The 25,219-nt window shown below is 70.0% G+C and carries 17 protein-coding genes and 1 pseudogene; 12 read left to right on the plus strand and 6 right to left on the minus strand.

What is annotated here, in order from left to right; genetic code table 11:
- Positions 1 to 216 precede the first annotated feature (216 nt).
- Both EDD92_RS05600 and EDD92_RS05605 read left to right on the plus strand, forming a co-directional pair.
- Positions 217 to 5,430, plus strand: coding sequence for a family 43 glycosylhydrolase (locus EDD92_RS05600; protein WP_123963274.1), 5,214 nt, complete (start codon positions 217 to 219; stop codon positions 5,428 to 5,430).
- A 27-nt stretch (positions 5,431 to 5,457) separates the two neighbouring features.
- Positions 5,458 to 5,682, plus strand: coding sequence for a glycosyl hydrolase 53 family protein (locus tag EDD92_RS05605; RefSeq protein WP_399181969.1), 225 nt, complete (start codon positions 5,458 to 5,460; stop codon positions 5,680 to 5,682).
- Between the two features lie 23 nt (positions 5,683 to 5,705).
- Here the strand turns inward: EDD92_RS05605 and EDD92_RS05610 are convergent, their stop codons facing one another.
- The gene (locus EDD92_RS05610) at positions 5,706 to 6,788 is read right to left on the minus strand and encodes a sugar ABC transporter substrate-binding protein (protein WP_123963275.1); all 1,083 of its coding nucleotides are present in this window, start codon (positions 6,786 to 6,788) and stop codon (positions 5,706 to 5,708) included.
- The gene (locus EDD92_RS05615; protein WP_123963276.1) at positions 6,785 to 9,319 is read right to left on the minus strand and encodes a SpoIIE family protein phosphatase; all 2,535 of its coding nucleotides are present in this window, start codon (positions 9,317 to 9,319) and stop codon (positions 6,785 to 6,787) included. Before EDD92_RS05615 ends, EDD92_RS05610 begins: the two co-directional genes overlap by 4 nt.
- Positions 9,320 to 9,570: 251 nt before the next feature.
- Here EDD92_RS05615 and EDD92_RS05620 point away from each other — a divergent pair, with 251 nt between their 5' ends.
- The 4 genes from EDD92_RS05620 (at position 9,571) to EDD92_RS05635 (ending at position 14,047) form a co-directional block, all read left to right on the plus strand.
- Entirely contained in the window at positions 9,571 to 10,659 is a 1,089-nt protein-coding gene (locus tag EDD92_RS05620; RefSeq protein WP_123963277.1) for a sugar ABC transporter substrate-binding protein, read from the plus strand.
- A 38-nt stretch (positions 10,660 to 10,697) separates the two neighbouring features.
- Positions 10,698 to 11,477 (plus strand): ATP-binding cassette domain-containing protein, encoded by a 780-nt coding sequence (locus tag EDD92_RS05625; protein ID WP_123963278.1) that lies wholly within the window; start codon positions 10,698 to 10,700, stop codon positions 11,475 to 11,477.
- A gap of 5 nt (positions 11,478 to 11,482) precedes the next feature.
- The gene (locus tag EDD92_RS05630; RefSeq protein ID WP_123963279.1) at positions 11,483 to 12,751 is read left to right on the plus strand and encodes a sugar ABC transporter permease; all 1,269 of its coding nucleotides are present in this window, start codon (positions 11,483 to 11,485) and stop codon (positions 12,749 to 12,751) included.
- 291 nt (positions 12,752 to 13,042) lie between these two features.
- Positions 13,043 to 14,047 (plus strand): sugar ABC transporter substrate-binding protein, encoded by a 1,005-nt coding sequence (locus EDD92_RS05635; protein WP_123963280.1) that lies wholly within the window; start codon positions 13,043 to 13,045, stop codon positions 14,045 to 14,047.
- A 596-nt stretch (positions 14,048 to 14,643) separates the two neighbouring features.
- Here the strand turns inward: EDD92_RS05635 and EDD92_RS05645 are convergent.
- Both EDD92_RS05645 and EDD92_RS05650 read right to left on the minus strand, forming a co-directional pair.
- Positions 14,644 to 15,426 (minus strand): VOC family protein, encoded by a 783-nt coding sequence (locus EDD92_RS05645; protein WP_123963281.1) that lies wholly within the window; start codon positions 15,424 to 15,426, stop codon positions 14,644 to 14,646.
- 144 nt (positions 15,427 to 15,570) lie between these two features.
- Positions 15,571 to 17,109 carry a CYTH and CHAD domain-containing protein gene (locus EDD92_RS05650; RefSeq protein WP_123963282.1) on the minus strand — a complete coding sequence of 513 codons (1,539 nt, stop codon included), beginning with the start codon at positions 17,107 to 17,109 and terminating at the stop codon, positions 15,571 to 15,573.
- Positions 17,110 to 17,275: 166 nt separating this feature from the next.
- Between EDD92_RS05650 and EDD92_RS05655 the strand changes: the two genes are divergently transcribed.
- On the plus strand, positions 17,276 to 18,457 hold the full coding sequence (locus tag EDD92_RS05655) for an MFS transporter (RefSeq protein WP_123963283.1): 1,182 nt from the start codon (positions 17,276 to 17,278) through the stop codon (positions 18,455 to 18,457).
- A gap of 9 nt (positions 18,458 to 18,466) precedes the next feature.
- Here the strand turns inward: EDD92_RS05655 and EDD92_RS05660 are convergent, their stop codons facing one another.
- The gene (locus EDD92_RS05660; RefSeq protein WP_123963284.1) at positions 18,467 to 19,525 is read right to left on the minus strand and encodes an alpha-hydroxy acid oxidase; all 1,059 of its coding nucleotides are present in this window, start codon (positions 19,523 to 19,525) and stop codon (positions 18,467 to 18,469) included.
- A gap of 175 nt (positions 19,526 to 19,700) precedes the next feature.
- Here EDD92_RS05660 and EDD92_RS05665 point away from each other — a divergent pair, with 175 nt between their 5' ends.
- From EDD92_RS05665 to EDD92_RS05675, 3 genes are all read left to right on the plus strand, one after another.
- On the plus strand, positions 19,701 to 20,891 hold the full coding sequence (locus tag EDD92_RS05665) for an Ig-like domain-containing protein (protein WP_123963285.1): 1,191 nt from the start codon (positions 19,701 to 19,703) through the stop codon (positions 20,889 to 20,891).
- 92 nt (positions 20,892 to 20,983) lie between these two features.
- Entirely contained in the window at positions 20,984 to 21,532 is a 549-nt protein-coding gene (locus EDD92_RS50905; protein ID WP_260326335.1) for a hypothetical protein, read from the plus strand.
- Positions 21,533 to 21,651: 119 nt separating this feature from the next.
- The gene (locus EDD92_RS05675; RefSeq protein WP_123963286.1) at positions 21,652 to 22,992 is read left to right on the plus strand and encodes a jacalin-like lectin; all 1,341 of its coding nucleotides are present in this window, start codon (positions 21,652 to 21,654) and stop codon (positions 22,990 to 22,992) included.
- Positions 22,993 to 23,073: 81 nt separating this feature from the next.
- On the opposite strand, the gene EDD92_RS05680 is transcribed toward EDD92_RS05675, so the two are convergent.
- Positions 23,074 to 23,835, minus strand: a complete 762-nt coding sequence (locus EDD92_RS05680; protein WP_123963287.1) for an SDR family NAD(P)-dependent oxidoreductase — start codon at positions 23,833 to 23,835, stop codon at positions 23,074 to 23,076.
- Between the two features lie 133 nt (positions 23,836 to 23,968).
- Here EDD92_RS05680 and EDD92_RS05685 point away from each other — a divergent pair, with 133 nt between their 5' ends.
- The gene (locus tag EDD92_RS05685; protein WP_123963288.1) at positions 23,969 to 24,613 is read left to right on the plus strand and encodes a TetR/AcrR family transcriptional regulator; all 645 of its coding nucleotides are present in this window, start codon (positions 23,969 to 23,971) and stop codon (positions 24,611 to 24,613) included.
- 335 nt (positions 24,614 to 24,948) lie between these two features.
- Positions 24,949 to 25,176, plus strand: a pseudogene (locus EDD92_RS05690) (two-component system response regulator); the annotation flags it as partial.
- Positions 25,177 to 25,219: the final 43 nt, after the last annotated feature.

Here is a 25,219-nt window from a genome sequence, read left to right on the forward strand (position 1 = left end):
GCGTTCATACGGCGCCGCCCGCCTCCTTCGTTCGACCTGTCGCACATCGTTCGAAACCTCTTGACGCTACACGGGACGCCGACTGACACTCTCGCAACACGACGTCACCTCCACGTAACACCAGGTTCGCAGCAAGTGCGCTGTCGGCCCGCTCCCGCTTGCCCGCATCCCGCCTTTCTCTCCGTCATCAGCCATGTCTCAGCAGGGAATCCCGACATGACGCACAGCGCACGACTTCGCGGCCGCGCGAGACGCCTGGCGGGCCATCTCGCCGGACTGACCGCCGCCGCGATGCTCCTGACCCTCGCCGGTCCCGCCCTCCCCTCACAGGCGGCACAGACGGCCGAAGCCTCGGGCCTCACCGACGGTCTGGCCCTGTGGTACAAACTCGACGCCGGATCCGGGACCACCGTGAGCGACGCCTCCGGCAACGGCCGCGACGGCACGGTCAACGGCACCGCCGACTGGTCGGCGTCCGGTCAGGGGCTCGCCTTCAACGGATCCGACACCTCCATCAAGGTGCCGGACGACGTCATGAAGGGCATGGACTCGATCACCGTCTCCCTGGACGTGCTCCTCGACTCCGCGCAGTCCACGCCGTACTTCCTCTACGGCTTCGGCAACTCCAGCGGCGGCAACGGCAACGGCTACCTGTTCACGACCGGCAACTCCCTGCGCACCTCGGTGGCGACCGGCAACTGGTCGACGGAACAGACCACGAAGCCGTCCGACTCCCACAACCTCACCCGCGCGGTCTGGAAGCACCTCGCCTACACCCAGACCGGCACCACGGGCGTGCTCTACGAGGACGGCGTCGAGGTGGGCCGCAACACGTCGGTGACCATCACCCCCGGCGCGATCGGCTCCGGCACGACCACCGCCAACTACATAGGCAAGTCGGTGTACTCCGGCGACAAGCTCTTCAAGGGCCGGATCCGCGACTTCCGCGTCTACGACCGTGCACTGGCCGGCTCGGAGGTCGAGCAACTCGCCCTCCCCGTCGACACACAGGGCGTCGCGGACGACAAGGCGGCCCTGAGCCTCGGTGACACCAGCGCCGTCACCGCCGACCTGGACCTGCCGAAGACCGGGACGGCGGGCGGCTCCACGATCAGCTGGGCCAGCGACAACACCGCAGTCGTCGCGGACTCCGGCAAGGTCACCCGCCCCGCCGCCGGTTCGCCCGACGGCCACGCCACGCTGACGGCAACCGTGAAGAAGGGCACGGTCACCGGCACCCGGACCTTCGAGGTGACGGTCCTGCCCGACTTCGACGACGCCACCGCCACCCGGCAGGCCGCCGACGCGCTGACCGTCCACAACCTCGACGACGCACGCGGCAACCTCACCCTCCCGGCGAGCGGTTCCTACGACACGAAGGTCGCCTGGTCCTCCGCGGACCCGGACGTCGTCTCCGCCGACGGAGTGGTCCACCGCCCCGCGCACGGCGACGGCGCCACGACCGTCGAGCTGACCGCCACAGTCACCAAGGGCGCGGCGACCGCCACCCGCACCGTCACCGCGCACGTGCCCGAACTGCCCGCCAAGGCGGCCCTCAAGGGCTACATGTTCAGCTACTTCACCGGCGAGGGCACGGCGGACGGCGAACAGATCTACAACGCCCTCAGCAAGGGCAACGACCCGCTGCACTGGCGGGAGTTGAACGACAGCAAGCCCGTCCTCACCTCCACACTCGGCGAGAAGGGCCTGCGCGACCCGTTCATCATCCGCTCCCCCGAGGGCGACAAGTTCTACCAGATCGCCACCGACCTCAGGATCTACGGCAACGGCGACTGGGACGCCGCCCAGCGCACCGGCAGCAAGTCGATCATGATCTGGGAGTCCACCGACCTGGTGCACTGGACGAACCAGCGGCTGGTGAAGATCTCCCCCGACAGCGCGGGCAACACCTGGGCGCCGGAGGCGTTCTACGACGCGAAGCGCGGCGAGTACGTGGTCTTCTGGGCGTCGAAGCTGTACGACAACGCCGAGCACAGCGGCGACACGTACAACCGCATGATGTACGCCACCACCCGCGACTTCTACACCTTCAGCGAGCCCAAGGTGTGGATCGACCGCGGCTACTCGGTCATCGACTCCACGATGATCCAGCACGACGGGACGTACTACCGCCTGTCCAAGGACGAGCGGAACAACACCTCCTCCACCCCCAACAGCAAGTTCATCTTCGAGGAGAAGAGCGACTCGATCCTGGGCTCCTGGGACCCGGTCGCCGAGGGCATCGGCAAGGGCGCGATGAGCGCGGCCGAGGGCCCGCTGGTGTTCAAGTCCAACACCGAGGACAAGTGGTACGCCTTCCTCGACGAGTTCGGCGGCCGCGGGTACATCCCGTTCGAGACGACGGACCTGGCTTCCGGCAACTGGACCCCGTCCACCGGCTACGACCTGCCGGCCAAGCCCCGCCACGGCACGGTTCTGCCCGTCACCCAGGCCGAGTACGACCGTCTGCTGCGCGCCTACCAGCCCGACCAGCTGGTGGAGAGCGTCGAGGGCGTGAAGGTGAAGACGAAGACCGGTCAGGCACCGGTCCTGCCGGCCACCGTGATCGCCAAGTACGCCGACGGCGTCGACCGGCCGGTCGCCGTCACCTGGGACGACGTCCCGGCCTCGGCCTACGCGCAGGCCGGCACGTTCACCGTGACCGGCAGCCTGCCGGACGGCTCCGCCGTCCCCGTCCAGGCCGAGGTGACGGTGTCCGATGAGGGCGCCGACGTCCCGGCCGACCTGCTCCTGCGCTACGACTTCGACGAGACGGGCGGCAACATCGCCCGCGACTCCAGCGGCCACGGCTACCACGGCACCTACGTCCACACGCCCGACTTCGGCACGGGTGTGAAGGGCGGCTCGTTCAAGATGTCGGGGGACGCGTCGAGTTCGCCGTATGTGAAGATCCCGAACGGGGTGCTGAAGAACGCCGACAGTGTGACCGTGTCGACGTATGCCAAGTGGAAGGGCGGCAGCAGCTTCCAGTGGCTGTTCGGGCTGGGTCCCGACAGCAACAAGTACCTCTTCGCCACCCCCTCCAACGGCGGCTCCAGCCTCTACTCGGCGATCACGAAGGCCAGTTGGTCGGCGGAGTCGAAGCTGACCGCCGGCTCGCAGCTCACGCCCGGTGAGTGGCGGCACGTCACCGTCACCCTCGACGGCTCGACCGGCACGATAGTCCTCTACGTCGACGGCATCGAGGCGGCCCGCACCACCACCACCATCAAGCCGTCCGAGCTGTACGACGCGAACAAGGACTACAGCGGCTACATCGGCCGTTCCCTGTACTCGGCCGACCCGTACTTCGGCGGCGAGGTCGACGACTTCCGGATCTACGACCGGGCCCTGTCGGCCGCGGAGGTCATGGAGCTCAGTGGCAACACGGCGGGCATCGCGAAGGCCACGCACCCTGATCTGAAGGTCGACGCCATCATCGACAACGCCGACAGCAAGATCACCCTCCCGCTCAAGGAAGGCACCGATCTCACCTCACTGGCACCGGAGTTCACCCTGGCCCACGGCGCGGCGATCAGCCCCGCCTCCGGCAGCGTCCAGGACTTCAGCAAGCCGGTGACGTACGAGGTGACGGGCTCCGACGGCAAGAAGCGCACCTGGACCGTGTCGGCGCTCGTCATGAAGAGCCCGGTGCTGCCCGGCCTGAACGCCGACCCGAACATCGTCCGCTTCGGCGACACCTTCTACATGTACCCGACGACCGACGGCTTCGAGGGCTGGAGCGGTACGCAGTTCAAGGCGTACTCCTCGACCGATCTGGTCCACTGGAAGGACCACGGCGTCATCCTCGACCTGGGCCCGGACGTCTCCTGGGCGGACAGCAGGGCCTGGGCGCCGACCATCGCCGAGAAGGACGGGAAGTACTACTTCTACTTCTGCGCGGACGCGAACATCGGTGTCGCGGTCTCCGACTCGCCGACGGGCCCGTTCAAGGACGCGCTGGGCAAGCCGCTCCTGAAGGCGGGGGCCTTCAGCGGCCAGATGATCGACCCCGCGGTCTTCACCGACGACGACGGCCAGTCGTATCTGTACTTCGGCAACGGCCACGCGTACGTGGTGCCACTGGGCGCCGACATGACCTCCATCGACACCTCGAAGGTCAAGGACATCACCCCCAGCGGTTACAACGAGGGCTCCTTCGTCATCAAGCGCAAGGGCACCTACTACTTCATGTGGTCGGAGAACGACACCCGGGACGAGAACTACCGGGTCGCCTACGCCACCGGCCCCTCCCCCACCGGCCCCTGGACCAAGCGGGGCGTGATCCTCTCGAAGGACCTCTCCCAGGGCATCAAGGGCACCGGCCACCACAGCGTCGTACACGTGCCCGGCACCGACGACTGGTACATCGCCTACCACCGCTTCGCCATCCCCGGCGGAGACGGCACCCACCGTGAAACCACCATCGACAAGATGGAGTTCGACTCCGACGGCCTGATCGAGAAGGTCGTCCCGACGCTCACGAGCATCGACCCGGTCACCATCGTCCACGCGGGTCCGGACGCGAACGGCACCGAGGGCGAAGCCATCCCGCTCGCCGGCACGATCTCCGGCGCCGGTACGCCCAAGTGGACGGTCGAGGACGGTGCCCCGTGCACGGTCACCGACCCCGACTCGGCCCGGACCACGGTCACTTGCACCGACAACGGCACCTTCAAGCTCACCCTGACCGGCGGCCGCAGCACCGACACCACCACGGTCACGGTCTCCAACGCCGCCCCGTCGATCACCTCGGCGACAGGCCCGGCGACCCCGACTCCCGTGGGGAAACCGGTGGTTGTCACCGCTGCCTTCACCGATCCGGGCACGTCCGACAGCCACACCTGCACGATCGACTGGAAGGACGGCACCAAACCGACATCGGGCCGACTCACCGGCTCCGGCGACGCCTGCCGCACCGAGCACGTCTACGGCGCCGCGGGCATCCACCGCCCGGTGATCACCGTCCTGGACGACGACGGGGGCACGGACAGCACGACGCTCCCCGAAGTGATCGTCTACGACCGTGACGCCGGTCCGGCGTTCGGCGCCGGCACGATCACGTCACCGGCCGGCGCCTACCCGGCCAGGCCGGGCCTGACCGGCAAGGCGGCGTTCACCTTCGGCGCCCGCTACCGCAAGGGGGCCGCCACCCCCACCGGGGAGGCCGTGTTCGTCTTCGGCGCCGCCCGGCTCACCTTCCGCTCCACCGGCTCCGACTGGCTCGTGATCACCGGCTCCCGGGCCGTCTACCAGGGCTCCGGCACGGTCGACGGCCACGGCGGCTACGGGTTCCGCATCACCGCCACCGACACGCCGGACACGTACCGCATCAGGATCTGGAAGAAGACCACCGGCGACGTCGTCTACGACAACCCGGACGGTACGAGGACCAGCGGCATCGTCACCGTCGGAGGCCACCGGCACTAGAACCCCGACCACGCACACCGCTGAGCCGTGCCCGGCACGCCCCGGGCACGGCTCTCGGCCAACGGGCCGGCGAGCCGCCGTCCTCCCGGCGCGGGCGGCATCGGCGTCTTCCACTGGGAGCCGACCTGGTACGCGGTCCCCGGCAACGGATGGGATCCCGCCGACATCAACAACAGCGGAGACGGCTGGGACAACATGGCCACCTTCAACTGGACCGGCCACGTGAACCCGAACATCAAGTGGACTCCGTGACGAGGACCGCGCGTTGACGGTGCCTACCCCGCGAGTCCGGCCTTCCGGCAGTCGGACCGGAGCGCGCGGGTACAGATCTCGTCGATGGTGTACACGCCGTCCTTGACGAGCGTCTGCTCGATGGTGCGGGCCGTCACAGGCCTTGGTGTGAGCAGCACGGCCGGGATACGGCTGGTGGTGGGGCTGTCGGTCGTCGTGGGGGCGACGTTGTGGGGATCGTCGCCACGTCCCAGCGCCACGGCCATGACGGCGGCCGCATCCGCCTCCGCGCGGAACGGTTTGTAGACCGTCATGTACTGCTCGCCCACGACGATCCGCCGTACGGCGTCGAGGTCCGCGTCCTGACCGGTGACCGGGGGAAGTGGCCTGACGCCGGCGCGCTTGAGGGCGGAGATGGCACCCGCGGCTATCGCGTCGTTGGCCGCCAGGACCCCGCCGATCCGGTCCGGACCCAGGGCCGCGACCGCGGCGGACATCTGGGCGTGGGCGTCGTCCGTGCTCCAGCCCTGGATGGCGTACGACCTGCCGATCCTGACCTTGCCCGCCAGGACGGACAGGGCGCCCTTTCTGAACCAGGCCGCGTTGGGGCTGGTCGGATCGCCGTTCAGCATGACGACCTGCCTGCTCTTGGCCCGCCCGTCCATCGCCTTCAGGAGCGCCTCGCCCTGGAGCTTGCCGACCTTCCCTCCGTCGAAGCTGACGTAGCCGGAGACCGGACCTTCCGCGAGCCGGTCGTAGGCGACGACCGGTACGTGCGCCCGGTGGGCTTCGAGGATGGAGGAACGGAGCGCCCTCGCGTCGGCGGCGTCGAGGATCAGGACCCGGACCCCCTTGGTGATCATGGAGGTCAGCTGTTGCCGCTGTCGGTCCGCGTCGTCCTCGGCGTTGGCGTACTCCATGCTGCAGTGCGGACACAGCTCCTTCAGCCGCTTCTCGATCAGCGGCCTGTCGGAGTGCTCCCAGCGGGGGACCGATCGGCTCGGGAGCAGCAGGCCGATGGTGAAGCTGTCCGATCCCGCCCCCTTGTCGCCTCCGCAGGCGGTCTGGGGCATCGTCATGAGTCCCACCACGAGGGCGGCGACCACGTGCCACAGGCGGGTTCTCACCGTCGGCTCCCTCGTTCCGTCCCCGGGCCCGAGGCGGTGGACGCCGGTGCTCGTCCCGGCAGGACGATCTCGCTCCACACCTGTTTGCCGCCGGCCACCGGCATCGAGCCGAACGACTCCGACATCGCCTCGACCAGGAGCAGGCCCCGGCCGCCGGTCGACTCCCAGTCCACGATCACCGGCTTGGCGGGGGCGCGGGGCGAGGAGTCGCCCACACAGACCCGTACCCGGTCGCCCCGGAGCATGAGGTCGAGGCGGACCGGGCCCTGTGTGTGGACCAGGGCGTTGGTGACGAGTTCGGACACGACCAGCAGGACCGCGTCGGCCACGTCGTCGGCCTGCCAGCTGCGCAGCGTGCGGGCGGTGAAGCGGCGGGCGTGCATGACGGCGTCGGGCAGCCGCCACACCACCCAGCCGGCCCTGATCGGCCGGGTCCCCATGCCGTCGTAGCGCAGCAGCAGCACCGCGACGTCGTCCTCGCGGCGGCCGACGTCGCCGAGCAGTTGGTCGGCCATGCGCCCCAGATCCGCCGGGTCGGCCGCGGCGAGCGCCGTGCGTGTCTGGCGCATGCCCTCGTCGAGGGGCAGGCCGGCGGCCTCGACCAGGCCGTCGGTGACCAGGGCGAGGACCGTGCCGGGAGACAGCTCCACCGCCGTCATGGGGAATTCCGCCTCGTCGAGGATGCCCAGCGGGAGTCCGCCCTCGACCTCGATCTCCTCGGTGCTGCCGTCGGGGTGGCGCACCAGGGGGGCGAGGTGCCCGGCCCGCACGAAGAGGGTGTTGCCCTGCTCCAGATCCAGTTCGGCGTAGCAGCAGGTGGCGAAGAGGTCGGTCTCCATGCCGACGAGCAGGCGGTTGGCGTGGGAGACGACCACGTCGGGTGGGTGGCCCTCCACCGCGTAGGCCCTGACGGCCGTACGCATCTGGCCCATGATGGTCGCGGCTCCCGCGCTGTGCCCCTGCACGTCGCCGATGACCAGGGCCACCCGGTCCTCGGACAGGGCGATGACGTCATACCAGTCGCCGCCCACCTGCAGGCCACGCCTGGCGGGCAGATACCGGGCCACGGCCGTCCCGCCGGGCAGGTTCGGGAGACGCCGGGGCAGCAGGCTGCGCTGCAGCATCGTGGCGAGTTCCTGCTCGGCGTCGTGCTCGTGCGCCCGTTTGAGGGCCTGTCCGACCAGCGCCGCGGTGGCGGTCAGCAAAGACCGTTCGTCGGGGGCGAACTCGTGCGGCTGGTCCCAGCCGACCAGGCAGAGGCCGGCGACCCGACCCCTGGCGGGCAGCGGCAGGACGGCCAGGCCTCCGTCGCCGATGCCCGCGAGGTTCGGTTCGAAGGCCGTGCCGGCGGGCCACAGGTCCAACCGCCCGTCCCGCAGGGCCAGTTGGAGGGTGGGCAGGGCACTGACCGGCGCGTCGGGCCATTCCGTACGCCACTCGGCACGCCATCCCTCCGGCCAGGCGGCGGGCTGCGGCGGATCGAGCACGGTGACCATGAGCCGGTCGCCCTGCAGCTCCGCAAGGGCCACCCGGTCGGCGCCGAGCGGCTCCCGCAGCGCGGTGACCACGACGCGGCCGACGTCACGGACCGTGGTGGCGTCGTCGAGTGCGGCGGTCAGCCACTGGATCCTGGAGACGTCGTCGGGGCCCCGACGCAGCACCGAGGTCGCCGTCACCACGCCCAGAACCTGCTCGGGACGGTCGTCGGTGCCCGCCACGACCCGGCAGCTCAGGCGCAGCCAGCGCATCTCCCCCGTCGGTCCGCGGACCCGGAACTCCAGCTCCCGCCGGCCGAACGCCTGGGGAGCCGGCTCCAGGACCGACACCAGCGCGTGCATGTCCTCGGGCAGGGCGTGCGCCAGCAGGGTGTCCGCCTTGCCGTCGAAGTCGGCCGGCGTGATACCGAGGAGTTCGAGCAGGGTGCCGTCCGCGTCGATCAGGCCGGTGTCGGGCACCAGCACGAACGAGCCGACGCGCAGGCTCCGCAGGGCGGGACCCAGCAGCGGCGACGGCGGCGACCGGCCGGCAGCGGCCAGCAGAAGACCCGCGACGGCATCGGCGTACCGCTCCAGGAAGCGGCGCTGCTCGTCCTCGAAGCCGTCCGCGGAGCCCCCCACGACGACCAGGCAGCCGAGCCGGCTGCCGTCCGCCTCCAGCGGCACGGCGCCGAGCGAGGCCTCCGTGTGCGGCGGTGTGGGCGCGCCCTCGGAGTAGGCGGCCAGTTCCGCGGGGCTGAGCCACAGCGGGCGGTCGGTGCGGAAGGCGTGCGCGGCGGGTGAGCCCCCCGACAGGGACAGGCGCTCGGGCAGCCGGTAGTCGGAAACGGCCCAGCGGGCCGTCTCCGCCAGTCGGAGCTCGTCCTTGTCGCCGGCGGGCACATAGACGGCTGCCATGGCCGCTCCGGCGAAGGTCAGAGCGCGCTCGTCCGCTGCCGCCTCCGGCACCGCGAGCAGCCCACCCGCGTCCGCGGCATCGGCTCCGGATGCCCGCAGCTGAGAGACTCCGGCCCGGGCACCGCCGTCTTCAGGCATGTCCGCAACCTACCTCCCGTCCGTGCCGCGGATGCGGCTGAGATCGGGCGTCCCCACAACAGAATCGCATATCGGAGCAAAGCGCCACTGCATTCGCAGATCGCCGTAGCCGGTGCCACACTGACGGCATGGTCGTCTTGCCGCTCACGTGAGAGGGCCAGGTGTCGCCGCGTGCGGGCAGCGACCAGTGCTCTTGTGGATCTCCATGCCGGCGTGACCGCCCGACCCGCGCACGGAGGGAGGTCTCGCACATGAAGGCCTGCATACGGGGCGCGGCCATCGTCATGACCGCGGTCTCGACGGCCGTTGCTGCGCCGGCCTGCGGGTCGGGCACCGGAAGCGACTCCGACGGGGGGAACGCACCGAAGATCGCGCTGCTGCTGCCGGACGCCACCACGGCCCGCTGGGAGACACAGGACAGGCCCTTGCTCGAGAAGAAGATCATGCAGCTGTGCCGGCAGTGCACGATCGAGTACGCCAACGCCAAGGGCGATGTGGCCTTCCAGCAGGAGCAGATGGACTCGATGATCACCAAGGGCGTCGATGCGATCCTGCTCGTGGCGGTGGACGCCAGATCGCTCGGCACGTCAGTGCAGGAGGCGGCCCGGGCGGACATCCCTGTGATCGCCTACGACCGGCTCGCGCAGGGCCCGATCTCGGGCTACGTCTCCTTCGACGGCGAGGAGGTCGGCAGGCTCCAGGGCAGGGCACTGCTGAAGGCCATGGGCAACCACGGCCCCACGCCCCAGATCGTCATGATGAACGGCGATCCCAGCGACCCCAATGCGGTGTCGTTCAAGAAGGGCGCACTGTCCGTGCTCGCGGGCAGGGTGAAGATCGGCAAGGCGTACGACACGCCGCAGTGGCGGCCGGAGATCGCGAACACGAACATGTCCGGCGCCATCGCCGCCCTGGGCGTGGCCCATATCCAGGGGGTCTACTCCGCCAACGACGGCCTCGCCGGGGGCAGCATCTCCGCCCTCAAGGCGAACAAGGTCGACCCGCTGCCCCCGGTCACCGGGCAGGACGCCGAACTCGGAGCCGTGCAGCGCATCGTCGCCGGCGATCAGTACATGACCGTCTACAAGCCCTTCGGCCCCGAGGCCTCCGCCGGCGCCGCCATGGCCGTGGCCGCGGCGCGCCGGAGCGCCCTCGAGCAGGTCGCCAAGGACAAGGTCACGACCAGCGGCGGGAAGACCGTTCCGGCCGTCCTGCTCACCCCCGTGTCCGTGACCGCCGCCAACATCAAGGACACCTTGGTCGACGACGGCTTCTACACCGTCCGGCAGATCTGCGTCCCCCGACTCGAGGCCGCCTGCAGCAGGTCCGGACTGACCTGACGAACCGGCTTCGACCGAGTCCGAGCCCCGGGAAGGAGATGGTCTCCGTGCCGGATTCCCCCTTGCTGGCGCTGCACGGCGTGTGCAGACGCTTCGGTGCCGTCGAGGTCCTCAAAGACGTCGAGCTGGAGATCCATGCCGGCCAGGTCGTCGCCCTGCTGGGCGACAACGGGGCCGGCAAGTCCACCCTCGTCAAAGTGATCTCCGGCGTCGCCCCCGCGGACAAGGGCGTCATCGAGTGGGAGGGCCGCACGGTGCACATCAGGCGCCCGCACGACGCCCGGGACCTCGGCATCGCCACCGTCTACCAGGACCTCTCGCTGTGCGGGAACCTCGACGTCGTCGGGAATCTCTTCCTCGGCCGGGAGATCCGCAGATTCGGGTTCCTCGACGAGATGGCGATGGAGAGCCGCACCATCGAGCTGCTCGAACGCCTCACCAGGAACGTCCCCGAACTGCGCGCCCCGGTCGTCTCCCTGTCCAGCGGCCAGCGCCAGACGGTCGCCATCGCACGTTCACTCCTCGGCGAGCCCCGGGTCCTCCTCCTGGACGAACCGACCGCGGCGCTGGGCTTCGAGCAGACCACCGAGGTCCTGGACCTCGTCGACGCGCTGCGCGACCGCGGCCTGGGAGTGCTGCTCATCAGCCACAACATGGGGGACGTCAAAGCGCTCGCGGACCGGGCCGCGGTGCTGCGGCTCGGCCGCAACAACGGCTTCTTCAACGTGAACACCGCGTCCCAGGAACAGATCATCTCCTCCATCACCGGTGCCACGGAGAACGTGCCCCGCCGGCCGGCCACCCACGAGGCGTGGTGAAAGGGATGCGCCGTATGACGGACAACAGGCGGGCCGAAGAGGCCACCGCCGCCGAGACCCGTGGGCCGCACGGCCGGGAGGCTGTCGCCCTCGCCCTGAAGGACGGGGCCGACCTCCTGCGGCGCAGGTTCCGCGCCGGTGAACTGGGCTCGCTGCCGGTGGTCCTCGTTCTCGCCACGGTCTGGATCATCTTCCAGTCCCTCAACGACAACTTCCTCTCACCCCGGAACCTGTCGAATCTCAGCGTGGACATCGTGGGGACCGGCCTGATCGCGGTCGGCATCGTCTTCGTGCTGCTGCTCGGTGAACTCGACCTGTCGGTGGGCTCGATCAGCGGCTTCGCCGCGGCCATCTTCGCCGTGCTGAACGTGAACAACGGCGTGCCCGAATGGATCGCCCTCATCCTCGCGGTGCTCGCGGGCACCGCGGCGGGAGCCGTCCAGGGCTTCTCCTGCGCCAAGACCCGGGTACCGGCCTTCGTCGTCACACTGGCGGGGCTCCTCACCTGGAACGGCCTCATGCTCTACGTCCTCGGCACCAGCGGCACGGTCAACCTCGACGAGAACGGGCTGGTCGCCGAGTTGACCAGTTACTACTTCACCGATGACGCCGTCGCCTACGGCCTGGCGGCGCTCTGCGCCGGCATCGTCTTCCTGATCTCGTACCTGGACCGGAGCCGCCGCGTGGCCGCCGGCATGCCGCACCGGTCGCTGCGGGAGATCGCCGTGCGCACGGGAGGACTCGCGGTGGTCGCGTTCACCACGGCGTATCTGCTCAACCGGTTCCAGGGCCTGCCGCTGGCCCTTCTGATCTTCCTCGTGGTGGTGGCCGGCCTCGACATCGTCCTGCGCCACACGCACTACGGCCGGCAGGTCTACGCACTGGGCGGCGGCGTCGAGGCGGCCCGTCGTGCCAGCCTCAATGTGACGGGCATCCAGACCGCGGTGCTCGCGGTCTCCGGGACGATGGCCGCGATCGGCGGCCTGTTCCTCGCCTCGCGCATCACCTCGGTCAGCCAGAGCTCGGGATCGGGAGTCCTGCTGCTCAACGCCATCGCGGCGGCCGTCATCGGCGGCACCAGCCTGTTCGGAGGACGCGGTACGACCTGGTCCGCGGTGCTCGGCATGCTGGTCATCCAGTCGATCGCCTCCGGCATGGCGATCACGGACACCCCCACGGCCATCCAGTTCGTCATCACGGGCGGAGTGCTCTTTGCCGCCGTGGTCATCGACGCACTGTCGCGGCGCTCGCAGGAGGCGCACGGGCGGGCCTGACCATCGACCTTCTTGTCGATACGTCCTGACAAACTCATTGACATCACCAGTGCGGCACTCCATAGTACGAGCACCTAGCGCGCGCTAGTAATGCGCTCTAGTCCTTTCGGAGAATCGGCCCACACCCACGGCTGCCGCAGACGACACCCCGCCACACACGGCGCTCCCGAACCGCCCGCCCGCCCGGCCGGACCGGACGGATCTCTTTCATCAAGGTTCATCGAGGCCATCAAGGCCCGCATCCCATTCCCATTCCCATCCCCCTGAGCAGCACAGTGAGGTGCAAGGGACATGCACAGACACCACCGAGCCGCCACTCTGACCGCCACGGTTCTCGTCGGCGCCCTGTTCGCCACCGGCTGTTCCAGCAGCTCCGGCGGCAAGAAGTCCGAGGAAGGCGACGCGGCGGCCTCCGCAGGCAAGGCCACCACACCCCGCATGACGGTGGCCATGGTCACCCACGCCTCTCCCGGCGACACCTTCTGGGACCTCATCCGCAAGGGCGCCCAGGCCGCCGCCGCCAAGGACAACATCAAACTCGTCTACTCCAGCGACCCCAACGCCGGCAACCAGGCCAACCTCGTCCAGAACGCCATCGACCAGAAGGTCGACGGCATCGCCCTGACCGCCGCCAAACCCACCGCCATGAAGGACGTCATCAACAAGGCCAAGGCCGCCGGCATCCCCGTCGTCGGCTTCAACTCCGGCGTCGGCGAATGGCAGAAACTCGGCATGCTCGAATACTTCGGCCAGGACGAGAACATCGCCGGCCAGGCCTTCGGCCAACGCCTGAACCAACTTGGCGCCAAACACGCCCTGTGCGTCATCCAGGAACAAGGCCAGGTCGCCCTCGAAGCCCGCTGCGCCGGCCTGAAGAAGGGCTTCGCCGGCAAGACCGACATCCTCTACGTCAACGGCACCGACATGCCCTCGGTGAAGTCCACCATCACCGCCAAGCTCAAGCAGGACTCCTCCATCGACCAGGTCGTCACCCTCGGCGCCCCCATCGCCCTGACCGCCGTCCAGTCCCTCACCGACGCCTCCTCCAAGGCCAAGGTCGCCACCTTCGACCTCAACAAGGACCTGGTCGCCGCCATCCAGAAGAACACCATCGAGTTCGCCGTCGACCAGCAGCCCTACCTCCAGGGCTACCTCGCCGTCGACTCGCTGTGGCTGTACAAGACCAACGGCAACTTCAGCGGCGGCTCCACGGCACCCGTCCTGACCGGACCCGCCTTCATCACCAAGGACAACGTCGAGGCGGTCTCCGAGTTTGCCGCCAACGGAACGCGGTGATGAGCATGACCCAGCATGCCGAGCCGGCGGTGACCTCACCGCCGGCCCCCGACCCCAAGGAGACCGACGGGCGCACCGCCGAACGGCCACCGTACGCATAGGAGTGACCGGCGCGGGCAGCATGCGCGCCGACCACGTGAACACCTTGCATCGTCATGTCTCCGGCGCCGTCGTCACCACCCCGCGGTCGTCAACGGCCAGACCTCCGCCCTCCTCCGCGACGCCGACGGCAACCAGGGAATCGTCCACGTCACCCTCTTCAGCACATCCCCGTCACGGCCACCATCGCCGGCACGCATGCAACCCTGAGCCTGCCCGGGCCCTTCTACCAGCCCGGTGGCCTGGTCGCTCGCGCTGGCGGGAGGCGGCGCGCAACTGACGTACACCGAGCCGCTCACCGCTCACGACGCCCTCCATTTCGAGGCCGCGCAGGTGGCCCGCCGCATCGCCGCCGACCACCTCCAGACCCCCGCTCCGCCCGCTCGACGACTCGGTGACCACATTGCGCGTGATGGACGAGATCCGCCTACAGTGCGGCATCGTCTTCCCCGAAGAGACGGAACAGCGCACGCCTCCGGCACCCACCTGAGGAACCGTCACTGCTGCCGCGGGTTCGGCTTCAGCACGGCGAACACCGCCTGGCCCGGGTCGGCCAGCCAGGCGATCCGCCCGACGTCCGGCACATCCGAGGCAGGCATGAGCACCGACCCGCCGTTCTCCTGCACCTTCGTCGCGATGACATCGGCGTCGGCCACGGCGAAGTACGGCACCCAGCGCGTCTCCTCGCCTTCGCCCTGGAGCGGGGCAACACCGCCGAAGGAGCCCTCCTGCTGGTCGCCGTCCTTGATGCTGAGCACCCGGTACGTCATCCCGGGTGCCTCCATCTCCTGGGAACGCCAGCCGAACAGACCGGCGTAGAAGCGGATCGCCGCCTCCGGGTCCCCGACGTGCAGCTCCACCCACACCAGCGTGTTGTCCTCCGAGGCCTTCTCCAGGCCCTTCGTCCTCGCGGGCTGCCATACGGCGAACTGGGCACCCTGGGGATCGGTGAACTGGGCCATCCAGCCCTCACCCATGACGTCCATGGGTTCGACGCGCACGGCGCCCCCGCCGGCCACCACGTCGCGGGCGGTGGCCTGGATGTCGTCGCTCTGGAAGTACGTCGTCCATGCCGAACCGGCGCCCTCCTCGCTCAGCGGTCCGACGGCTCCGACGGTCTTCCCGTCCTTCTGGAAGAACCCGTACCCGCCGGCGTCGGGCCCGGCGGACGCGAACTGCCACCCGAAGACGGCGCCGTAGAAGGCGGCGGCCGCGCCCGTGTCGGGGCTGCCGAGGTCGATCCAGTTGGGTGATCCGGTGCGGAAGTCGGTGCCGAGCATGCGTGTTCTCCTACGAAGTCGGGTGTCGAGACTCCGCCACGATGCCGCCCCCATGGACGGGGCCCGGTGCACCCGCCCGGAGACCCAGGGGGTTTCACCCGGGCGGGCGTCCCGCATCCGGCCGGACCCTGCGCAGGGCAGATGTCAGGAAGCGAGCGACTTCCGCAGGCCGGGCTTCGACGCATCGGCCCATGCGGCCGGCAGTTCCCGTTCGCGCTCCCTGGCCACCCCCTGTTCCTGGCCGTAGAGCAGACCCCAGGTGAAACCGGGCTCCCCCGCGGCGTGCGCCGCCAGGGCCAGCTTCCGCAGGGCGTCCCGGGCCACGACGCTGTCCTGATGGTCCCCGAGCACCTTCTGCACGGCCTTCACACGCTTGCCGAGACGTTTCGCGGGCTTGCCGAGCGAGGCACGCGCCGGTTCGGTGGCGTAGCGCGTCTTCTTGGCCGACTTGCGGGCCTCGTGAAGGGCCGTGTCGCGTTCCGTTCCGGGCGAGAGCTCCAGCGCGTGTGCCACCCGATCGGCCAACCGGTCGTACTCCTTGAAGATCCCCTTGACCATCACCTTGTCCGGTTTGCGGGCGGCCTTACGGCGCAGCGGCGGCTGTTCGGTGAGCGCGGCCAGGGAATCCAGCAGAGCCAGGTAGCGAGGTGTGTGCAGTGCGGCCAGGGTGCGCCGGCGCGCCTTGTCGGTGTTGGCGACGTTCCACGCCTTCAACCGGGCCGCGACAGGCCCGAGGACCAGCTCCCCGGGCAGGGCCTCGACATGCGAACCGAGGCGTTCCATGAGGACCTCCTGGTCGCGTTCCGCGCCCAGCTCGCCGCCCAGCCACTTGAGGTCGTCGCGGATCGGATCGGTGACTTCACGATCCAGCACCGACCGGTAGGAACGCAGGATGCTGCGCAGCCGGCGGCAGGTGACGCGCATCTGGTGCACCGAGTCGGGCACGTCACGGCGCACGGCGGGATCGAGACGCACCAGGGCGTGCACCTGTTCGTCCACGTACCTGAGGACATCGTCACTGGCCGAGCCTGGTACGACGGCCTCGGCTCGGGAGTCCGGCAGGCGCGGCCCGCCCACTCCTGTCTCCTCCAGGGCCCGGGCCAGCTTGGACGGATTGGCCGCACGATCGATGCCGTTCTTGTGCAGCGTCTTGTCCACGACGTCCAGCAGTGCCGGATCGGCCTCGTCGGCGAGCTCGACCTCCATCTCGGTCCAGGCGGCCAGTGTGGTCGTGCCGCGCAGGGATTCGGCGCGGACCTCGTCGACGGTCAGGTCGGCGAGGACCGCACCTTCGGAATCGACGAGGTGCCGCGTGGCGCGGGTGGACCTGATACGGACGACTGGCGTCAGCTCTGCCCCACGGGTACGGGATAGGGCCAGGTCACGCAGGGTGTCCGGAATCGTCTCGGACAGCGGGGACTGCACCTCCTCCCGGCTGTCCTGCGACAGGGGCAGCTTCAGGTGCCAGCCGGCATCGGGCCCGCCCGTCCTGCGCCGCAGCGTGGCCGACGCGCCGGCCAGCCGCAGGTCCTCGGTGTCGTGGTACACGGCCTCCAGCTCATCGGTGCCCTGTTCCACGACCGACACGATGCCGTCCACGCCGGTGAGCTCCGGGAGCCACGAGGTGTCATCGGCCGACGGAGCATCGTACTTTCGCTCTGTCTCACGCTTCGACTGGGTCATACCGGTCGCGTACACGCCTCAGCGCGGCTCAAACACAGGTAGGGCCCCGAACAGGCCCTCGCCACCGAGCCACCCGTGCGGGCGGGGCAAATCCCTTGCCCTGCTCCCTGCATCCCCCTAGCGTAGTTTTGTGCCGCAAATAAACAAACCCCGAACGCACAACGTCGTGCCGGGCCCCGACAGCACCGACCCCACCCGGCTCCGCATCGCCCTCACCGTCTTCTTCGCCCTCGACGGCTTCGTCTTCGCCGGCTGGGTCGTCCGTATCCCCGCGATCAAGGAACAGACCGGCGCCTCCGCCAGCGCCCTCGGGCTCGCCCTGCTCGGCGTGTCCGCAGGCGCCGTGATCACGATGATGCTCACCGGACGCCTCTGCCGCCGCTACGGCAGCCACGCCGTCACCGTGATCTGCGGCATCCTGCTGTCCCTGAGCGTCGCCCTGCCGCCGCTGACCCACTCGGCGGTCGCGCTCGGCGCCGTCCTCCTGGTCTTCGGCGCCGCCTACGGCGGCATCAACGTCGCCTTCAACAGCGCGGCAGTCGACCTCGTCGCCGCCCTGCGGCGGCCGGTCATGCCGAGCTTCCACGCCGCTTTCAGTCTGGGCGGCATGCTCGGCGCAGGGCTCGGCGGGCTGGTCGCCGGGCATCTCTCCCCGACCCGGCATCTCCTCGGCCTGACCTTCATCGGGCTTGTGGTGACGGCCGTGGCGGGACGCTCTCTGCTGCGTCAGCAGCCACCCAAGCGGCCCGAGCCCGCAGCCGGAGCCGGAGCCGGGCAGGACGGTCCGCGCCGCCTCGACGGTCGTCGCCGCGGGCTGGTTGCCGTCTTCGGGCTCATCGCCCTGTGCACCGCATACGGCGAGGGGGCCATGGCCGACTGGGGTGCACTGCACCTCGAACAGGACCTGGGCGCCTCCGCGGCAGCCGCGGCACTGGGGTACTCCTGTTTCGCGCTGGCCATGACCGTCGGCCGGTTGACGGGAACGACCCTGCTCGAACGTCTCGGCCGTACCCGCACCGTGATCGCGGGCGGCGCGACCGCCGCGCTCGGCATGCTGGCCGGCTCTCTGGCGCCCTCGCTGTGGGCGGCTCTGATCGGCTTCGCCGTCACGGGACTTGGTCTCGCCAACCTGTTCCCGGTCGCCGTCGAACGCGCCGGGATGCTCGCCGGACCGAGCGGTGTCGCGACCGCCTCCACCCTCGGCTACGGCGGCATGCTCCTCGGCCCGCCCGCGATCGGTTTCATGGCCGACTGGTTCTCCCTGCCCACCGCCCTCACCAGCGTCGCGGTGCTGGCAGCGGTCGCCGCGCTCGTCGGACTGGTGACGCGCCGCACGGCCGCCGGATGAATCGGCTGCTCAGCTCACCACTGGAGGCCCCGTCCAGAGCAGATCGCGTGCCACCCGGTCCAGGGACGACATGCCGGTCAGGCGCATCGCCTCGGCGAGCTCGCCGGTGAGTTCGCCGAGCAACCGGGCAACTCCGGCGTCCCCGGCGACCGTCAGTGCCCACAGCACCGGCCGTCCGACGAACACCGCGCGGGCGCCGAGCGCGAGAGCGGCCAGGATGTGCGTGCCACGGCGCAGCCCGCCGTCGACGTAGACCTCCGTGCCGGTGCCGGCCACCGCGTCGGCGACCTCCGGGAGCGCCCAGGCGGTCGGCACCAGCCCGTCCAGCTGCCGTCCGCCGTGGTTGGAGACCAGCAGGCCGGAGGCCCCGGCTGCCGCGAACTCGCGCGCGTCGTCGCCGCGCAGTACGCCTTTGACCACGACGGGCAGCCCTGTCTGCTCGCGCAGCCAGCCGATCACGTCCGGGGTGAGGTCGGGCGCGTGCTCGGCCGCCTCCCGGGCGGGGATGCCGGTGATGTTGCCGTAAAGGTCCTCCGGTCCGACGAAGTCCGCCACATGGGCTCCGGGCTTACCCTGCGAGCCGATGACCGGGTTGTCGACCGTGAGCACGACCGCCCGGGCTCCGGCGGACTTGGCCCGCTCCAGCACCTCCACGGTCAAGGACCGGTCCCGAGCCACATAGACCTGCACCCACCACGGTGCCTCGCTCGCCGGCAGGGCGGAGAAGAGGATCGCCGTGTTGGAGGTGACCGCCAGCAGCGATCCGGCGCGGGCAACACCGCGCGCGGTGGCCGCCTCGCCCTCCGGGTCCGCGCGGCGCTGCAGGGTACTCGGGGCGACGAGGTCGGGCGTGCCGACCGGTGTGCCCAGCACCGTTGTCGAGGTGTCGCAGACGGAGACGTCGCGCAGCACATGGGGCCGCAGTCGCAGCCGGTCCCAACTGGTCGCCGCCTCCGCCGCGCTGAGGCCCTGACCGGCGCCTCTGCGGAAGTAGCCGTAGATCTCGGGCGGCAGAGCACGGGCGGCCTGTTCCTCCAGGCCGTCCGTCCAGCGGCCGATCTCCGTCACAACGCCCCCAGTCGAATCACGGCCCAAGGAGGGCGCAGGTGGCGCCCACCTCAAGCGGTCGCCTTGGGCAGTCACCCGATGGGCCGGTCGGGCGGGTGCCTTCCCGGGGTACCAGGAAAGCGACAAAGCAACGCACCTAGAAACGCAAGAAGCCCTTGGGGAAGGGGAGAGTCCCATGCCACAGCGCCTGCCGGCACCGTGGGGCCGCCGGACCGCGCCTCCGCTCGCGTTCGCCTCGGCCGCCGCCGTCCTTCTCGCCGCGTGCAGCTCCGGTGGCGATGCGGACGGCGGGGACAAGGGCGGACCGCCCGCGATAGTCGTGCAGCCCGATGCCGGCAGTGCGAAGGTGCCGGTCGGGCGGAAGGTGACGGTGCACGCACGGGGCGGATCCCTGATCTCCGTCGAGGTCGGCTCCCCGGGGCCGGGCCGGATCTCCGGCACCTGGTCCGACGACAAGTCGGTGTGGACCTCGACCACACCGCTCGCCCCGGGCGCCACCTACACGGTGAAGGCGCACGGCAAGGCGGACGGCGGATCAGCCCTCGACAAGACCGCCTCCTTCACCACCGAGACGCCGAAGAACGCCTTCGTCGGCGAGTACCACCCCGACAGGGGCACGACGGTCGGCATCGCCATGCCGGTCTCGATCACCTTCAACAAGCCGATCCGCGACAAGGCGGCGGTCGAGCGGAAGCTCCGTGTCACCGCCTCCCCCGCGGTTCAGGGCGCCTGGAGCTGGATGAGGGACCGCGACGGCAAGGACCGTATCGACTACCGCCCGGCGAACTACTGGCAGCCGGGCACCCGTGTCACGCTGCGCATGGACCTGGCAGGCGTGAACGCGGGCAACGGGCTCTACGGCACCCAGCAACGCGTCGTGGACTTCCGCATCGGGGACGCCGTGACCAGTACGGTGAACGTCACGACGAAAACGATGACGGTGAGGAAGAACGGGAGGACGCTGCGGACCCTGAAGGTCTCCAGCGGCAAGAAGGGCTACGAGACCTGGAACGGCACCATGGTCGTCCTGGGCAAGGTGCCGACCATCCGCATGAACTCCTCGACCGTGCGGATCTTCGGCCCCGAGGCGTACGACCTGGGCGCGGTCAAGTGGGACGTCCAGCTCACCCCGTCCGGCACGTACGTGCATGCGGCACCCTGGAACGCGGGCAAGTTCGGCGTGGTCAACGGCAGCCACGGCTGCATCGGCATGAGCACCGGCGACGCACAGTGGTTCTACGGCCGGGTCCACCTCGGCGACCCCGTCACGGTCGTCCACTCCGTCGACACCGTGGCGACCAACAACGGCTACGGCGACTGGAACGTCCCCTGGGCCACCTGGAAGAAGGGCAGCGCTCTCAACTAGAGCCCAGCTGTGAAACTTGGCGGCGGTCCGCTGCTGCCGGCCGGGTTCCGCGGGATGCTGTGTTCGGTACGAGCGGGTCGGGAGGTGCTGGGATGCGGTGGTGGTCCGGGGTGTGGATGATCGCCGGGATGGTCGTCCTGGCGGCGTGCGGCACGTCGGCGGGCGGCGGATCCACGGGATCGGCGTCGGCGTCCGGGAGCAGCTCGGCGCGACCGTCCTCCACCGCACCGACGGGCGCGCCCCCTTCCCCTTCCGGGGCGGGCCCGAGCACGTCGGCCACGGCGCCCTCGACTCCGGCAGCCCACTGCGCTGCCGGGCATACGGAGATCAGCGTCGCCCCCGGTGACGCGGTCGAGCGGCGGCTGTGCGTGCGGCCGGGGACGGTGGTGTCCCTCGTCCTGCGGCCCCGGACGGACGACAAGCGGTGGAAGGCCGTACACACTTCCGCACCGGCCCTCGTGCTGGCTTCCGGCTGGCGGCTGGACGCGGACGGAACGGCCCACGCCGCACTGCGGTGCGCCGGCACCCGCGGCGGCGAGGCCGAGGTCACCGCGCTGGCGAAGGCCCCGGACGTGGCGGGCGCGGCACGCGCCGTCTTGACGCTGCACGTAAGCGTGGTGCCGTACACGACGCAGGGATGAGTCCGGAGCGACAACTCCTGTGAAAGAGCGACCAAACACTCGACAGGCCTGTGGTAACCGGCGGTAACTTCTGTCAGGCTCACGCCGAAACCGCTTTCCCTCCACAGGAGACACACCCCATGCGCAGACTCCTCGCCTGCCTGGCGGCGGCCACCGCCGTCCTCGGCGGGCTCACCGCCGCTGCGCCCTCCGCGGCGGCGGCCGACTCGGGCAGCTTCAACGTCCTCAGCTACAACGTGGCCGGCCTGCCCGCGGCGGTCAACAGCGCGCCGACGCCCCGCGAGTCCAGCACCACGACGATCGGTCAGCGGACAGCCCCGTACGACATCGTCCACGTCGAGGAGGACTTCAACTACCACGCCTACCTCTACGCCGCCGACACGGCGCACGCCTACCGCACCCCCACCAGCGGCGGCGCAGGCATCGGCAGCGGGCTCAACACCCTGTCGAAAATCCCCTACGACACGGACGACTTCGAGCGCGTCCACTGGAACTCCTGCCAGGTCGACTCCGGTGACTGCCTGACCCCCAAGGGCTTCACCTTCATGCGCGAGCGCCTCGCCGAGGGCGTCTATGTCGACTTCTACAACCTGCACACCAACGCCGGCACCAACGACGGCGACGAGGCCTCCCGCGCCGACAACCTCAACCAGCTCACCGCCTTCATCAACTCCCACTCGGCCGGCAACGCCGTCGTGGTCATGGGTGACACCAACACCCGCTACACCCGCTCGGCCGACACCATCGCCGAGTTCGCAGCGGCCAACGGACTCACTGACGCCTGGGTGCAGCTGATACGGGGCGGCACCCCGCCGGCGAAGGGCAGTGACGCCCTGGTCTGCGACCAGTCCGGGGCGACCGTGCCCAACACCTGCGAGGTCGTCGACAAGGTCCTCTACCGCAGCAGCAAGCTCGTCTCGCTCAACGCGACGTCGTACAACAACGAGCACGCCAAGTTCCTCACCGACGAAGGGAAGATGCTCTCCGACCACGACCCGATCTCCGTCGGCTTCACCTGGTCGCGCAATGCGGCCTACCAGCTCAGCGATCAGTTCGGCGGCCCGCACGGCGACTACTACAACGACATCAACAGCGTGCCCGCCGGCGCCCGCGCCACCACCATTGCGCTGCGCTCCGGCTCCCGGGTCGACCAGATGAGCCTCACCCTCGCGAACGGCACCACGCTCACGCACGGCTCGACGGGCGGCACCGCGTCCTCCCTCTCCCTCGGCAGCAGCGAGTACGTCACCAGCGCCTACCTCTGCCAGGGCGCGAAGGACGACCACACGCGGATCTTCTACGCCAAGTTCACGACCAACCTGGGCCGCACCCTCGCCGGCGGCACCACGACCTCCGACTGCGTGACCCGCACCGCCCCCTCGGGCTGGCAGATCGCGGGCTTCCACGGACGCACGGGCGACGAAGTCGACAAGGTCGGCTTCATCTACACCCAGCGGTAAGGCAGTTGACGAACACTCAGGGGCGGCTTCACGCCGGCCGCCCCTGAGCAGGGCCGTCTCGGAGTCGGCCTCGGGTCCGGTTCAGGCCTGCTCGGTGGGCCGTACGAGGAGCTCGGCCACGGCGACGTGGCGGGGGCGGGTGACGATGTAGCCGACGGTGTCGGCGATGTCCTGGCTCTGCAGCCGTTCGATGTCACCCAGGGCGGCGACGATGTGCTGCTGGATGACGTCCGGGTTGTGCGTGCGCAGTTCGGTGTCGACGCTTCCCGGTTCGACGACGGACACGCGGACATGCCGGCCGGCCAGTTCCTGGCGCAGTGCCTCGCTGAACGCGCCGACGCCGAACTTGGTGGCGCTGTACACGGCGGACATGGCGTAGGCGTTGCGGCCGGCCAGCGAGCCGATGTTGACGATGTCGGCGACCCGGCGCGGCTCCTCGGCGGCGGCCTTGACCAGGTGCGCGACGGCCGCATGTGCGGTGTACATCAGGCCCATCAGATTGACGTCGATCATGCGCCGCCAGTCGTTCAGGTCCGCGGCGGGGGCGGGTCCGAGGAGCATGAGGCCGGCGTTGTTGACCAGGGTGTCCAGGCGGCCCAGGTTCTCGACGGTCCGCTCGACCGCCTCCGCGGCGGCCTCGGCCGTGGTGATGTCGGCAGGCACGACCAGGGCCTTGCCGTCGGCCTTGGAGATCTCGGCGGCGAGATCGGTGAGCCGGTCCTCGCGCCGGCCGACCAGGGCCACGGCCGCGCCCTCGCGGGCCAGCTCCAGGGCGGTGGCACGGCCGATGCCGCTGGAGGCCCCGGTGACCAGGGCGACGGTTCCTTCAAGACGACGAGTCATCGTTCAAGCCTTTCGATACACAGCACGGCCGCCCTTGCTGCGGGCCGTGCGGGACAGGGGGGTACGGTCCTGCTGATGGGGGCCGTACGGGGGTGGAGGCCGCTCAGGGCCGGGCCGCGGGCACAATGGCCGAGTGAGCATCACTGGGCAGAAGACGACCGACACCGCACGTCACGGCACCGGGACCGGGACCGGGACCGGGACCGGGACCGGGACCGGGACCGAAAAGGATCTGCCGCCTCGCGAACGCCTGGTGCAGGCCGCGTCGCGGCTGTTCTACTACGAGGGCGTGCGCGCGATCGGCGTGGAGCGGCTGATCGCCGAGGCCGGAGTGACCAAGGCGACCTTCTACCGGCACTTCGCCGCCAAGGACGACCTGGTCGTGGCCTATCTGCAGACCAAGGACGCCTACTACCGGCAAGTGGCCGAGCCGCTGGCCGCCGCGCACCCGCCCGCCGAGGCGATCGACCTGATCTTCGAGGCGATCGCCGAGCACGCCCGCGAGCGCGGCTTTCGCGGATCGCCGTTCATGAACGCGGCCGCCGAGTACCCGGACGCCGACCACCCTGTCCGCGCTCTGGTGACCTCCCACCGGGACTGGATCCGCGGCCTCTTCCGGGAGCAGCTGACCCGGCTCGGCCACGCCGATCCTGCATCGGCCGCCGGTGCGCTGCTGATGCTGTACGACGGCGCGATGGCAGCCGGCTACCTCGACGACCAGACCGCCGCCCACAAGACCCTGCTGGACGCCGTCCGGCTGATCCGGTCGGAAGGCTGATCCCGCCTCCGTAGAGGCCGCCCTGCCCCTGGAACGCATTGGCTTCATGGAGCTTTTTCATCTCTGTTCGACTTGCCAGGGGAACGCCGAGAGGCCCCCGCCGAAGAGGTAGGAAGACCGGTCGGTCTACCTAGCGACGATAGCCCCGCCGACGCACTCGCGCCAGCGGGGAGCTTGTTTGTGGGATGCCTCACCGACCGTCGCCGGCAGGCATTCACGCCGGCGAGGGTCTGCGCCACCGTCTGGGTCTTCGTGGCCTGGGCGAGGTCCATTCCGAACGGCTCCTTCACCAGCCAGAACCCGGGGTCAGGGACAGCAGCAGGGAGATCAGCCGGCCCAGTCTGCCCAAGGACCTGAGCGTGGAGAGCGCTGAGCTGATCGAGCGCGCCCTGCGCGACAGCGACGGCACCCTGTCCGCGGCCGAGTGCGCGGCCGCCACCGGTATCTCCCGCGTCAGCGCCCGCCGCTACCTGGAGCGCTTCCACACCATGGGCAACGCCGACGTCAGCCTGCGTTACGGCAGCGCCGGCAGCCCGGAACGCCGCTACACCTGGCGGGCGTAGTCGCCCGCTCTTGTCTTCGACCGCACTCCATCAGGCAGACTCG

Origin of the sequence: Streptomyces sp. TLI_185, assembly GCF_003814765.1 — a bacterium.
Taxonomy (GTDB): domain Bacteria; phylum Actinomycetota; class Actinomycetes; order Streptomycetales; family Streptomycetaceae; genus Streptomyces.